General features: G+C 60.7%; 8 protein-coding genes. All 8 read right to left on the bottom strand.

What is annotated here, in order from left to right; genetic code table 11:
• Positions 1-10: 10 nt before the first annotated feature.
• The 8 genes from narH to ACZ5VE_RS06300 all read right to left on the bottom strand — a co-directional run bounded on the left by narH (position 11) and on the right by ACZ5VE_RS06300 (position 14,167).
• The gene (gene narH, locus ACZ5VE_RS06335; protein ID WP_464457173.1) at positions 11-1,543 is read right to left on the bottom strand and encodes a nitrate reductase subunit beta; all 1,533 of its coding nucleotides are present in this window, start codon (positions 1,541-1,543) and stop codon (positions 11-13) included.
• Positions 1,544-1,554: 11 nt separating this feature from the next.
• Complete coding sequence (locus tag ACZ5VE_RS06330) at positions 1,555-5,361, bottom strand: nitrate reductase subunit alpha (protein ID WP_424374530.1); 3,807 nt, start codon at positions 5,359-5,361, stop codon at positions 1,555-1,557.
• A 59-nt stretch (positions 5,362-5,420) separates the two neighbouring features.
• Positions 5,421-7,061, bottom strand: coding sequence for an MFS transporter (locus ACZ5VE_RS06325; protein WP_464457172.1), 1,641 nt, complete (start codon positions 7,059-7,061; stop codon positions 5,421-5,423).
• 22 nt (positions 7,062-7,083) lie between these two features.
• A complete protein-coding gene (locus ACZ5VE_RS06320; protein WP_464457171.1) occupies positions 7,084-8,361 on the bottom strand; it encodes an MFS transporter in 1,278 nt (425 codons plus the stop codon).
• 142 nt (positions 8,362-8,503) lie between these two features.
• Positions 8,504-9,199, bottom strand: coding sequence for a response regulator (locus tag ACZ5VE_RS06315; RefSeq protein ID WP_464457170.1), 696 nt, complete (start codon positions 9,197-9,199; stop codon positions 8,504-8,506).
• The gene (locus tag ACZ5VE_RS06310) at positions 9,196-11,106 is read right to left on the bottom strand and encodes a type IV pili methyl-accepting chemotaxis transducer N-terminal domain-containing protein (RefSeq protein ID WP_464457169.1); all 1,911 of its coding nucleotides are present in this window, start codon (positions 11,104-11,106) and stop codon (positions 9,196-9,198) included. Before ACZ5VE_RS06310 ends, ACZ5VE_RS06315 begins: the two co-directional genes overlap by 4 nt.
• On the bottom strand, positions 11,103-11,588 hold the full coding sequence (locus tag ACZ5VE_RS06305; RefSeq protein ID WP_464457168.1) for an RrF2 family transcriptional regulator: 486 nt from the start codon (positions 11,586-11,588) through the stop codon (positions 11,103-11,105). The genes ACZ5VE_RS06310 and ACZ5VE_RS06305 overlap by 4 nt, the downstream gene beginning before the upstream one ends.
• A 110-nt stretch (positions 11,589-11,698) precedes the next feature.
• Positions 11,699-14,167 (bottom strand): adenosylcobalamin-dependent ribonucleoside-diphosphate reductase, encoded by a 2,469-nt coding sequence (locus ACZ5VE_RS06300; RefSeq protein ID WP_464457167.1) that lies wholly within the window; start codon positions 14,165-14,167, stop codon positions 11,699-11,701.
• Between the last annotated feature and the right edge of the window lie 8 nt (positions 14,168-14,175).

Here is a 14,175-nt window from a genome sequence, read left to right as displayed (position 1 = left end):
AGACCTCGCTTCAAACGATGGGCTGGATGGGGATGGTGCGACGCTTGTCGCCACCGAACAGGCTGACCTCGGACTGGCCGTCCGAGCAGCCGTTGCCAAACGAGAAGCCGCAGCCGCCGCGCATGTCAAAGGTGTTCTCGGCGTATTCCCGGTGCGAGCTGGGAATCACGAAACGGTCTTCGTAATTGGCAATCGCCATGACGTGGTACATCTCTTCGACTTGGGCCACCGTCAGGCCGGTTTGCTCCAGCACCGCCAGGTTGTCCACGCCGTCCACATGCTTGCTGCGCTGGTAGGTGCGCATGGCCAGCATGCGTTCCAGCGCGCGGGTCACGGGCGCGGTGTCACCCGCGGTGAGCAAGTTGGCCAGGTACTGCACCGGAATGCGCATTTGCGACACATCGGGCAGCTCGCCGTTCATGCCCACATGGCCTGCATTGGCGGCCGCCGTGATGGGCGACAGCGGTGGCACATACCAGACCATGGGCAGCGTGCGGTACTCGGGATGCAGCGGCAAGGCTACTTTCCAGTCGATCGCCATTTTGTAGACGGGGCTGTTGCGTGCGCCTTCCAGCCAGGCTTCGGGAATGCCGTCCAGACGGGCCTGCTCGATCACCTTCGGGTCGTGCGGGTTCAGGAAAATGTCCAGCTGCGCCTGGTACAGGTCTTTCTCGTTTTCGGTGCTGGCCGCTTCGGCGATGCGGTCGGCGTCGTACAGCACCACACCCAGGTAACGGATGCGGCCCACACAGGTTTCCGAGCACACGGTGGGCTGACCGGCTTCAATGCGGGGGTAGCAGAAGATGCATTTTTCAGCCTTGCCGCTTTGCCAGTTGTAGTAAATCTTTTTGTAGGGGCAGCCGCTCACGCACATGCGCCAGCCGCGGCACTTGTCCTGGTCGATCAGCACAATGCCGTCGTCTTCGCGCTTGTAGATCGAGCCCGAAGGGCAAGACGCCACACACGCCGGATTCAGGCAGTGCTCGCACAGGCGGGGCAAATACATCATGAAGGTGTTCTCAAACTGGCCCACCATGTCTTTTTGCACCTGGTCAAAGTTGGCCAGGTTGGCGTCCTTGCTGCGTTTGCTGAACTCGCCGCCCAGGATTTCTTCCCAGTTGGGGCCCCACTCGATCTTTTGCATGCGCTGGCCGGTGATCAGGCTGCGCGGGCGCGCCGTGGGCGTGGCCTTGGACTCGGGCGCGCCTTGCAGGTGCTCGTAGTCGTAGGTGAAGGGCTCGTAATAGTCGTCGATCTGCGGCATGTTGGGATTTGAAAAAATCCGCATCAGCAGTTTCCACTTGCCCCCCTGCTTGGGCTCGATCGAGCCATCGGCCTTGCGGGTCCAGCCGCCGTTCCACTTGTCCTGGTTTTCCCAGTCCTTGGGGTAGCCAATGCCGGGCTTGGTTTCCACGTTGTTGAACCAGGCGTATTCCACGCCGGGTCGGCTGGTCCAGACGTTTTTGCAGGTGACCGAGCAGGTGTGGCAACCGATGCATTTGTCCAGGTTCAGCACCATCGCAATTTGTGCGCGAATTTTCATGTGTTTCTCCTTCAAGCCTGCACGGTGGCAGCGGCTTCACCATCGAGCCAATCAACTTTGCGCATCTTGCGCACCACCACGAATTCGTCGCGGTTGGTGCCGATGGTTCCGTAATAGTTGAAGCCGTAGCTGAACTGGGCGTAGCCCCCGATCATGTGGGTCGGCTTGGTCACGATGCGGGTGACCGAGTTGTGGATGCCGCCCCGAATGCCGGTGATCTCCGAGCCGGGCGTGTTGATGGTTTTTTCCTGCGCGTGGTACATCATCACCATGCCGGGATTGACCCGCTGGCTGACCACGGCACGCGCCGCGATCGCGCCGTTGCTGTTGAACAGCTCGACCCAGTCGTTGTCCACGATGCCCGCACTTTTGGCGTCGTCTTCGCTCAGCCAGATCACCGGGCCACCCCGGTTGAGCGTGAGCATGTGCAGGTTGTCGCTGTAGGTGCTGTGGATGCCCCACTTCTGGTGCGGCGTGATGAAGTTGAGCGAGATTTCCTTATTGCCGTTGGGCTTGCGGTCGATCATCTCGTCCACGGTTTTCAAGTCCACAGGTGGGCGGTAGCTGGTCATGCCCTCGCCAAAGGCAAGCATCCAGGGGTGGTCCAGGTAAAACTGCTGACGCCCCGTGAGCGTGCGCCACGGGATGTACTCGTGCACGTTGGTGTAACCGGCGTTGTACGAGACCTTCTCGCTCTCCAGACCCGACCAGGTGGGCGAGCTGATGATCTTGCGCGGCTGGGCCTGGATGTCGCGGAAGCGGATTTTTTCGTCTTCGCGGTGCAAGGCCAGGTGCGTGTGGTCGCGCCCGGTGATCTTGGAGAGTGCCTCCCAGGCCTTGACGGCCACATGGCCGTTGGTCTCGGGGGCCAGCTGCAGCACCACCTCGCAGGCGTCGATGTCGGTGTTGATGCTGGGCATGCCTTGGGTCACCCCTTCTGCGCGCACCTTGCCGTTGAGCTCACCAAGCTGGTGCACCTCGTCGGCGGTGTTCCAGCCAATGCCCTTGCCGCCATTGCCCACTTTTTCCATCAAGGGGCCCAGGGCCGTGAAGCGTTTGTAGGTGTTGGGGTAGTCGCGCACGATCACCGCGATTTGCGGCGCGGTCTTGCCGGGGATCAGCTCGCACTCGCCTTTTTTCCACTCTTTCACATCAAAGGCCTGGGCCAACTCGGCGGGCGTATCGTGCATCAGCGGCGTGAGCATCAGCTCTTTTTCCACGCCCAGATGGCCCACACAGACCTCGCTGAAGGCTTTGGCAAAACCCTTGTAGATCTCCCAGTCGCTCTTGCTTTGCCAGGCCGGGTCCACCGCGGTGGACAGCGGGTGGATGAAGGGGTGCATGTCGCTGGTGTTGAGGTCGTTCTTCTCGTACCAGGTGGCGGTGGGCAGCACGATGTCCGAATACAGGCAGGTCGTGCTCATGCGGAAATCCAGCGTCACCAAGAGGTCCAGCTTGCCTTCCGGGGCTTTGTCGTGCCAGGTCACTTCGGTCGGCTTGGCGTCTTCGGCCCCCAGGTCCTTGCCCTGCACGCCGTGGGAGGTGCCCAGCAGGTGCTTGAGGAAATACTCGTGCCCTTTGCCCGAAGACCCCAGGATGTTGGAGCGCCAGACAAACATGTTGCGCGGCCAGTTGAGCGGGTGGTCCGGGTCTTCGCAGCTCATCTTGAGGCTGCCGTCCTTCAGGGCTTTGACCGCGTAGTCCTTGGGGTCCATGCCCTGTGCCTGCGCGTCCTTGACGACCTGCATCGGGTTGGTCTGCAACTGCGGCGCACTGGGCAGCCAGCCCATGCGCTCGGCGCGCACGTTGTAGTCGATCATGCTGCCGCCAAACTGGGACTTGTCGGCCAGCGGCGAAAGGATCTCTTCCACGCCCAGCCGCTCGTAGCGCCACTGGTCGGTGTGCGCATAAAAGAAGCTGGTGCTGTTCATCTGGCGAGGTGGGCGCACCCAGTCCAGGGCAAAAGCCAGCGCGGTCCAGCCGGTCTGGGGACGCAGCTTTTCCTGGCCCACATAGTGCGCCCAACCGCCGCCGCTTTGGCCAATGCAACCGCACATCATCAGCATGTTGATGATGCCGCGGTAGTTCATGTCGCTGTGGTACCAGTGGTTCATGGCCGCGCCGATGATGACCATGGACTTGCCACGGGTCTTGTCGGCATTGTCGGCAAACTGGCGGGCCACGGCGATCACCTGGTCGCGCTTGACGCCGGTGATCTTTTCCTGCCAGGCAGGGGTGTAGGGGGTGTCGTGGTCGTAGCTGGTGGCGGCATTCTCGCCGGGCAGGCCCCGGGCCACACCGTAGTTGGCAGCCGTCAGATCAAACACCGTGGCCACCAGGGCGTAGCGCTCTTCACCGGCCTTGCCCAGCTTGATGCGGCGCACCGGCACATGCCGCACCAACACGTCGTCCACCGCACTGGCTTGCTTGTTGGCATTGAAGTTGGGGGTGTCGATGCCGCCGAAATACGGGAAGGCCACCTCGCCCACTTCGTAGTCGCTGCCACCTCCTTCTCCATTTCCCTCCATCAGGCTCAGCTTGAGCTTGACTTCGCTGTCTCCTCGCGCCTCTTTGTTTTCCAGATTCCATTTGCCCGCATCGCTGCGGCCTTCAGCACCCCAGCGGAAACCTATCGAGCCGTTGGGCAAGACCACACGGTCGTTCTGGTCCAGCGCCACGGTTTTCCACTCGGGGTTGTTGTCCTGACCCAGCTTGCCGTTGAAGTCGCTGGCGCGCAGGTAGCGGCCGGGTACCGTGACCTTGCGGCCATCGGGCAAGGTGCGCTCTTCGAGCTGCACCAGGTTGGGCATGTCGGTGTAGCGGCGCACGTAGTCGTCAAAGTAGGCGCTGCGTTTGTCGAAGTAAAACTCTTTGAGGATCACATGGCCCATGGCCATGGCAATGGCCGCGTCGGTGCCCTGCTTGGGGTGCATCCACAGATCGGCCAGCTTGCTGATCTCGGCATAGTCGGGCGTGATGGCCACGGTCTTGGCCCCCTTGTAACGCACCTCGGTGAAGAAGTGCGCATCGGGCGTGCGCGTTTGCGGCACGTTGGAGCCCCAGGCGATGATGTAGGTCGAGTTGTACCAATCGGCCGATTCGGGCACATCGGTCTGCTCACCCCAGATTTGCGGGCTGGCGGGCGGCAGGTCGCAGTACCAGTCGTAAAAGCTCATGCACACGCCGCCAATCAGCGACAGGTAACGGCTGCCTGCGGCATAGCTGACCATGGACATGGCCGGGATCGGCGAGAAGCCGATGATGCGGTCCGGGCCGTATTGCTTGGCGGTGTAGACGTTGGCGCTGGCAATGATCTGGTTGACTTCGTCCCAGGTGCTGCGCACAAAGCCGCCCAGGCCGCGCTGCTGCTGCCACTCGCGGCGAGCCTCTTCGTTTTGCACGATGCTGGCCCAGGCGTCCACCGGGCTCTTGGCCACGGCCAGCGCGGCACGCCAGTGCTTGAGCAGGCGGGCGCGGATCATGGGGTATTTGACGCGGTTGGCGCTGTACAGGTACCACGAATACGAGGCACCACGCGCGCAGCCGCGCGGCTCGTGGTTGGGCAAATCGGCGCGGGTGCGGGGGTAATCGGTTTGCTGGGTTTCCCAGGTGACGATGCCGCCCTTGACGTAAATCTTCCACGAGCACGAACCGGTGCAGTTCACGCCGTGCGTGCTGCGCACGATCTTGTCGTGCGCCCAGCGGTCACGGTAAGCGTCTTCCCAGGTGCGGTCTTCGCCGGTGGTGACACCGTGCCCGCCCGAAAAGGGTTCCTTGGGGTTTGAAAAGTAATTCAGTCGGTCCAGAAAATGGCTCATGTGTTTCTCCAATTCGGCGGGGCGTGTTCAGCCCCTTTTCAAAAGCTGTCAGGCGTGGCTCAGGGGTTGCGGATCTCGGCCCCGGCGCGCAGGTAAAACCACCAGTTGAGCAAGAGGCACAGCGCGTAAAACACCGCAAAGCCGTACATCGCCACCTCGGGCGTGCCGGCCTTGATCTGCTGGCCGATCACCACCGGGGCGATGAAGGCACCGTAGGCGGCCACGGCCGACGTCCAGCCCAGCACGGGGCCGGCCTGCTGGCGGTCAAAGATCACGGCGATGCTGCGGAAGGTCGAACCATTGCCGATGCCGCTGGCGGTGAACAACAAGACAAACAGCAGCATGAACACCAGGAAATACTGCTCGGGCATGGCCGACTGGTAGGCCAGCCACATGACATAACCCACCGCGCCCGAGGCCACCACCATCACCGCCGAAATGCATTGCGTGACGATGGAGCCACCGGTCTTGTCCGACAGCCAGCCACCGATGGGCCGCACCAGCGCACCCACAAATGGCCCAATCCAAGCGTAGGTCAGGGCCGAAGGCGCATTGGGGTTTTTGAGCGTGTGCTGCAGCACGCCACTGGCATCGGGCACATGGCTGATGCCGAAGATCACCGTGATCGACAGCGGCAAGGCCATCGAAAAGCCAATGAAGCTGCCGAAGGTGACGATGTAGAGCACCGTCATGGCCCAGGTGTGCTTATTCTTGAAGATCGAGAACTGGGCCGCGATGTTGTCCTTCATGGTGCCAAATGCGGTGAGCTTCATCACCATCAAGGTGCTCACAATAATGAGCGGCATGGCCAGCCACATGTTGAGCACGCCCAGGCCGCTGGGTGCAGGAAGGTACAAATACAGACCGATCCCGGCGGGCACAAACGACAGGGTGTACAGCCAGATGATCTTCAAAAAGGCAGGGATGGTGCCGCCGATGTTGGGCGACACCGTGGTCAGGTTGTTCATGCCGAAAAAGCAGATCACCGACAAAGGCACCAGCGACAGCAGCCAGGCAAAGCCCGCGTTTTGCACCCAGGTGGGCGTGCCTGCGGCGATCTTGCCGAAGATCCAGCCGCTGTCTTTCACCAGCGTCATGGGCTCACCGCCCAGGCCGCCAAACAGGCTCACGGTCATGACCAGCGGGATGACGATCTGCATGGTCGTCACGCCAAAATTGCCCAGACCCGCATTCAGACCCAGCGCCGTGCCCTGCAAACGCTTGGGGAAAAAGGTGCCAATGTTTGACATGGAGCTGGCGAAATTGCCGCCACCCACGCCCGACCACAATGCCATGAGCTGGAACACCCACAAGGGCCACTCGGGGTGCTGCAAGGCGATGCCCGTGCCCATGGCCGGGGCCAGCAGCATGGCCGTCGTCAGAAAAATCGTGTTGCGCCCGCCAGACAGGCGGATCAGGAACGAGGCCGGGATGCGCATGGTCGCCCCCGCCAGGCCCGAGATGGCCGTGAGGCTGAACAGTTCGGCCTGGCTGAACGGAAAGCCCAGGTTGAGCATCTGCACGGTGATGATGCCCCACATGCCCCAGATGGCGAAGCCGCACAAGAGCGCAGGCACCGAGATCCAGAGGTTACGGTAAGCGATGCGCTTGCCGGTGCTTTCCCAGAACTGTTCGTCTTCGGGACGCCAGTCGTTGATGTCGGTCGAACGGCCTGCAGTGGGGGTTAAACGGGTATTCATGTTGTGTTTCCTTCGCTGGGGTTCAGGCACGCAAGCCGGGTTGCGTGATGTCGGCCGGGGCTTGCCCCATGACGTCGGTCTGGCGCACCTCGGTCCAGTACATCCAGATGAGCGAGACCCAGACCACGCCGTACATCAGCATGAAGGCGCTGCTGCGCACGCCGGTCAGGTCCACCAGCGCGCCGAACATGATGGGCAGCACAAAGCCGCCCAGGCCGCCGGCCAGACCCACGATGCCGCTGATGGCACCGATGTTGCCGGGGTAGTCGTTGGCGATGTACTTGAAGACACTGGCCTTGCCGAAGGCAAACGCAATGCCCAGGATGAACATCAAACCGGTGAAGGCGTAGACGTTCAGCCCGATCACAAAGGTCTTGGGGCCAGTCACGGTGGCGATGGTGAATTCGGTTTGCGGGTAGGACAGCAGGAACAGGCAGATCCAGCTGACCCACAGCACCCACCAAGTGACGCTGTGCGCGCCGTATTTGTCGCTCAGCACACCGCCCACGGCGCGCAACACACCGCCAGGCAGCGAGAAACAAGCGGCCAGCAAAGCCGCGACGCGGATGTCCAGGCCGTATTCCCCGATGTAGTACTGCACCATCCACAGGGCCAGCGCCACATAGCCGCCAAAGACGATGCTGTAGTACTGGCAGTACTTGAGCACGCGGGGGTCTTTCAAGCCTTTGAGTTGCTCGGTGAATGACACCTGGCTGGGCACCAGGTGTGCCGGATCGCTGTGGCTGAACAGCCAGAACAGCAGCACGGTGCCCGCCATGATGGCTGCATAGACCTGCGGCACCGCCGCCCAGCCAAAGGCCACCAGGATCACCGGCGCCACGAACTTGTTGACGGCCGATCCCGAGTTGCCCGCGCCATAAACGCCCATGGCCATGCCCTGCTGCTTTTTGGGAAACCAGCGCGCCACATACGGGGTACCCACCGAGAACGAACCACCAGCCAGACCCACAAACAGGCCGATGACCAGGAAATGCCAATAGGCTGTGGCATAGGACATGAGCCAGATCGCCGGGACGGTGACCGCCATCAGCACGGTCATCACGATCCGCCCGCCATAGCGGTCGGTCCAGATGCCCAGCGGCACCCGCACCAGCGAGCCGGTCAACACCGGCATGGCCATCAACAGACCAAACTGGGTGGCATTGAGGTCCAGCATTTTCTTGATCGGCACACCGATCACGCCAAACATCATCCACACCATGAAACACACTGTGAAAGCAAAGGTGCTGACGATCAACACCGACCAGGCTTTGCGTTGCTGGACCAATTCACTTGCCATTTTGATTCTCCAAACTCATGCACTGAGTGTGGTTTTTTGGCGGCGCATTGGGTATCCATCTGAAGGTCATCTACCCCCAAAGCAAAAGGAGGATGAGGCCCCCGACCTCATCCTCCGATGGAACTATCGAATTTGATATTTATCAATTCAAACCATTGCCTGCTGCAAGAATCGCAATTTGGACACGCGAGGTCAGGTTCATTTTCTTGAAGATGTGCTGGATGTGGATCTTCACCGTGGTTTCGGCAATGTCCAGATCGCGGGCAATCTGCTTGTTGCTCAGGCTTTTGGCCACCAGAAAGAAAATGTCCTTCTCACGAGGCGACAGCTTGTCCAGTTGCTGGGCCGCTTGTGCCCGGCTCAGGGGTCCGACTGAAGCCACATCTAGGGAAGCATTTACGCCAACATGGGGTTGGCGCAGACCTGACACCAGTTTATTCAACATGGCCGGACTGATGACCGAGTGCCCATCATTCACCTTCACCAAGGCCTCGCACAACTGATCCGACTCGGAGGTTTTGAGCAAATACCCATCGGCCCCGTTTTGCAGTGCTTTGGACAAGTCGTCCTCGTCTTCACTCACCGTGAGCATCAGGATGCGCACATTCGGGCAAGCTGCTTTGAGTGCTCCAATGGCATCCACGCCTTTGACGCCGGGCAAATGGTTGTCCAGCAGCAGCAAGTCGGGCTGGACCTTGCCCAGCACGCGCAGGGCTTCACCCACATCTCCGGCCTCGCCCACGATCTGAAAACGCTCGTCCTGTGAAAGCAACGCAATCAGACCGCGGCGAAACAGGGTGTGGTCATCAACAACCACGAGTTGGATGGGGTCGGTCATGGCTCGGACGACAGCTCGGCTATCGGGGTCAATTTGGTTTTAGGAAGAAAGGCCGTGGGCACACGCAACGTCACCGTGGTGCCCTGCCCCACAGCGGAGTCCACGGTTACGCTGGCACCAATCTGGTCAGCACGTTCGCGCATGATTCTCAGCCCCACCTGCAACTCGCTGCGCTGGCCGCCTTCGCTGAAGCCCACGCCATCGTCACGCACCAGAAAGCGCCACGGCTCGCCCTTGTGAATTTCAATCTCGACGCCTTGAGCGTCAGCATGTTTGCGCACATTCGACAAGGCTTCCTGCAAAACATGCAGCACATGGATCTGTACATCCTGCGGCAAGGGCAGCCCCTCGCCCGTGACTTTGCGACTGACCTGTAAACCTGTTTGGTGCTGGAATTTTTGCAAGGTCTCCTGCACGGCTCGGTCAATGTCATCCGCCTGGGTGCGGGTTCGAAAATGCAGCAACAACTCGCGCACATCGGCAATGCTTTCCTTCAAGCCGCTGTCGAGTTCGCCCAAAGCCAGTTCTGTTTTGGCGGTGTCACTTTTTGACATGGCGGTGCGCAGCAGCTGCACCTGGATTTTCAAAAACGCCAGTGACTGTGCAATCGAATCATGCAACTCACGTGCCAGTAAGGAGCGTTCACCGGCAATCGCTGCTTCCCGGTCGAGCACCACGGCACGCAAGCCCTCGACCGCGGTGGCCAGGTGGCTGGCCAGCGTGTCCATCAGCTCCAGCTCCTCGGCGGCCAGGCTGACCTGGCTTTTGTAGAACAGGTTGATTTCACCCAGCACCTTGTTGTGCATGCGCACAGGCACCGAGACCATGCCCACATAGCCCATGCGGGCGCAGTGCTGCAAAGGCGCCACGTCACTGTTCAAAATTGGAATCACCCGCGACCGGGCATCGGACCGGGGCTGGCCACAGGCGCAAACCCCTGCCTTGAGGCATATTTCTTCTTCCTGCATGACCTGCGGAAACTCGTCCGAGGCCAGTAACAACAGCTTGGTGGGGTCTTCACCAGACCAGCGCAAGGCAATCGCATCGGCCTTCATCAGGCGGCGCACCCGCTGCGCAAAGCCCTTCGTCAATTCGTTCTGCTCATTGGCCTGCGATAAAAAGGCACTGACACCGTACAGAGATTCCAGACGCTCCTTTTGCGCCGCGATGCGCTGTGTTTTGGCCGTCACCTGCGCTTCCAAATTGCCATACAGGGACTGCAAGGTGGCCGCCATGCGGTTGAAGCCCGAGGCCACCTGACCGAACTCGTCGTTCGACGCCACATCGACACGAGCAGAAAACTGGGCTGATTCAATTTTGCGCAGGCCATCACGCAAGTTGCTCAGCGGGTTGATCACATACATATAGCCCGTGTAAAGCATGACCACCGCTCCGCCAATGGCCAGCGCCATCATCACGAACTGGAACAAGTTGAGGACTGCCGTCAAGCCAGCCATTTGGTCTTCGATCGACAACACAAAACGGTCAATCGCCATCAAAAAAGTGTTGGTGTGCTGGACCAGGCTCGCATGGTCCATCGAGGGGCTGGCCAGAAAACGTGTTTTTTGGTTGTGCCACAAGCGCTCGACCTCGGCATAGCGCTGCCGCACCACCGGGGCCCAGGGCACAAACAAGGGGCGGGAGGGGGCACCGTTTTTGAGCACCTGCATGCTCCGGTCAAATTCCTGGGTCAATGCCTCGATTTGGGCCGTGGGCAGCTGCGCCTGCACTTCGCTGGTCAAGCGCCAGGTTTGCATGCGCATGCGCCCAGCCTCATTCAATGCCGCGGCACCACCACTGAGCTTCCAAGTGACCCAGAGGGTCAGACCAATGGAGATCAGGGCAACCACCAGCAGGCCTGCACCAATGCGCACCAGTTTGGCCGACAGGGAAGCCGTGTGTTTCATGCGCGTTTTTTGTCAGATGACTTAACCGCACGGGGGATGAAAGCCAGTGGGTGCAGGTCGGCCGCCGGGGTGGGTATTTTGTTCATCAAATCGGCCAGGGTAATTCCATCGAGTTTGGCAAAAAAAGCCTCCAACGCTTCGGCCAGTACCTTCTTCAAATGGCAATTCGGCAACAGGGCGCAGTTGCTGAGCCTCTCGCCAAAACACTCCACCATCTGGAAATCGGTCTCGGTCTTGCGTACCACTTCGCCCAACACAATCTGCGACGCTGGCCGCCCCAGCCGAATGCCACCACCGCGCCCCCGGCTGGTCTGCAAATAGCCATCGGCGGCCAGCGTCATGACAATTTTGGTCAGGTGGCTTTTGGAAATGCCATGCTGGTCTGCAATCGCCTGAATGTTTGCCACGCTTTGTTGCGCCTCGCATTGGGCGCAGTACATGAGCACTCGCAAACTGTAGTCGGTCCATTGGGTCAGTCGCATCGTTCTGAAGTCCTAGTTCTGGAGGAGGATGCCTCAAATATTCATTACAAATGCATTTTATGACCGACTCGGTTAATCAGGGGCAATCCCCGCCACCTTCGACTTTTCGCTCATCCGCAAGCTCCCACAAACCCGCACTGCGTACAGTATTCGCAACCGTCTTTCTTGATCACGGCGTGCGCCCCACAGTCGGGGCATTTCTTGCCGGTCATCACGGCGCTGCCTGTAGCTGGGGCGGTGGGCTCGGGCTCTGACACCTCAGGCAGTGGAAGCGTCATCTGATCGGGCGTGCCCTGGCGTTGTGCGCGCAATTCCAAGATGTTCTGGATCGCCCAAGCAATCGCGGACACTTCAGAGTCGTGCCACAGGGGCACGCGGGTTCCGTCATCACGCACCTTGTGGCCGCAGCGCACCGGGCCACGGTCCCAGGCAACCTTGCGCATGTCCGACAGCGCCCGCTCCAGAAAGCCGCCGCGCGCAGCCAGGGACAGCAAACGCATGCTGGCCGTGATCCACTGTTGGGACTCCCCACTTTGGCCTACCGGCATGAAGAACTCGATGGCGCGGTCCACCAAGTCCAGCCCCTCACCCCGCGAGACAGGCAAAAAGGAGACAACCAGGTACAGCGACTTGGCGCCTTCGTTGGTCCAGTACTCGATTTTTTCAGCCACCGCATCCAGCGCGCCATTCGGTCGACTTTCGATCACAGTGCGCATCGGATCGACTGCAGCAGAGGGCGTAGGTGCTGCCGGCGTCGATGCCTTATCGGGCGTCAGCGTCAGAACCGAGCCCAAAATCGCATTAGGCCGGTAAGTGGCCAACCCTTTGAGTCCTGAGCGCCAGGCCTGCAGGTACAAGCCCTTGAAATCCGCGTAGGGGTAATCGGCGGGCACGTTCACCGTTTTGGAAATAGCAGTGTCCACAAAGGGCTGCACCGCCTCCATCATGGCGATGTGCTCATTAGCGCTCATGTCCATGGCCCCCACAAAGGCGGCAGGCAAATGCGCCATGTCGCCACCCAGTGCCCGATAAACACGCCAAGCATGGTCCTGTACCTCGTACTCGCTGCGTGTGCCGTCAGCCTCTCGCTTTTTGCGCGTGTAGGTCCACGAAAACGCGGGCTCGATGCCGTTGGACGCATTGTCGGCAAAGGCCAGACTCACCGTACCGGTAGGCGCGATCGACAGCAAATGGCTGTTGCGAATACCGTGAGCCCGAATATCGGCCTGGATCGCCACGGGCAAGCGGCTGGCGAAGGTGCCTTCGGCCAGGTAGGCCTCGGCATCGAACAGCGCAAAAACCCCCTTCTCGCGTGCTAAATCCACCGATGCGGCGTATGCGGCATCCCGCATGCTACGGGCAATTTGTTGTGCCATGTCACGCCCCTGTTGGGCGTTGTAGGGCAGGCCCAGCATCACCAATGCATCACCCAGCCCCGTGAAGCCCACGCCGATACGGCGTTTGGCCTGGGCTTCCTGTTCCTGCTCTGGCAAAGGCCAGTGCGTCAGATCCAGCACGTTGTCCAGAGCGCGCACCTGCAAGGCCACGCTTTGGGCAAAGGCCTCAAAGTCAAACACCACCTCGCCGCCTCGACCAAAAGCATGGCGCACAAAACGCGGCAGGATCACCGGGCCGAGGTCACAGCAACCATAAGGCGGCAGAGGCTGTTCCCCGCAGGGATTGGTTGCGCTGATCGATTCGATGGCACGCAGGTTGTTGTCACGGTTGATCTGGTCGAGGAACAAAATGCCGGGTTCGGCAAAGTCGTAGGCCGAGCGCATGATGGTGTCCCACAGGTCCCGCGCCCGCAGGCTTTGGTACACCCATTGGCCGTCTTCGCGTTGCCGGGCACCTTGTTGGATCTGATCGTCTCCGGGGCGGGCCGCGTGCACCAGGTCCCAGCTGCGGTCTTGTTGCACCGCGTCGATGAAGGCATCGCTCACGCCCACCGACACGTTGAAATTGTTCCAGCGTCCCGGCGTGCGCTTGGCGGTGATGAACTCCATCACGTCCGGATGGTCGATGCGCAGCACGCCCATTTGAGCGCCGCGCCGGGCGCCCGCGCTTTCCACCGTGGCACACGACTGGTCAAACACATTGATGTAACTGCAAGGCCCCGACGCGGTGGAGGCCGTCCCCTTGACGCGCGCGCCTTTGGGACGGATGCGCGAGAAGTCGTAGCCCACGCCACCGCCTCGGCGCATGGTCTCGGCCGCTTCGCGCAACGCCTCGTAAATGCCGGGGTAGCCGCCATCGTCACGCCCCTGAATGCAGTCGCCCACGGGCTGCACAAAACAGTTGATCAAGGTCGCCTGGATGCCAGTGCCCGCCGCGCTCATGATGCGGCCGGCGCCAATGGCGCCCGCCTCCAGGTTGCGCCGGAACTTCTGTTCATATTCGGCACGCAGCTCGGGCTTTTCGACGCTGGCCAAGGCACGGGCCACGCGGTCGAACAATTCACTGGCACTGGCCTCGTCATCCTTAAGGTATTTTTCCTTCAGCACATCGGTGCTGATGGGCTGTGGTTGCAAAAGCGGCAAAGCGCCAGTCAACTGTGGGTCTTCAGCGGAGCGGTTCATTCGTTTTC

Source organism: Limnohabitans sp. INBF003 (assembly GCF_055396645.1).
This window is presented reverse-complemented; position numbering and strand designations above follow the sequence as displayed.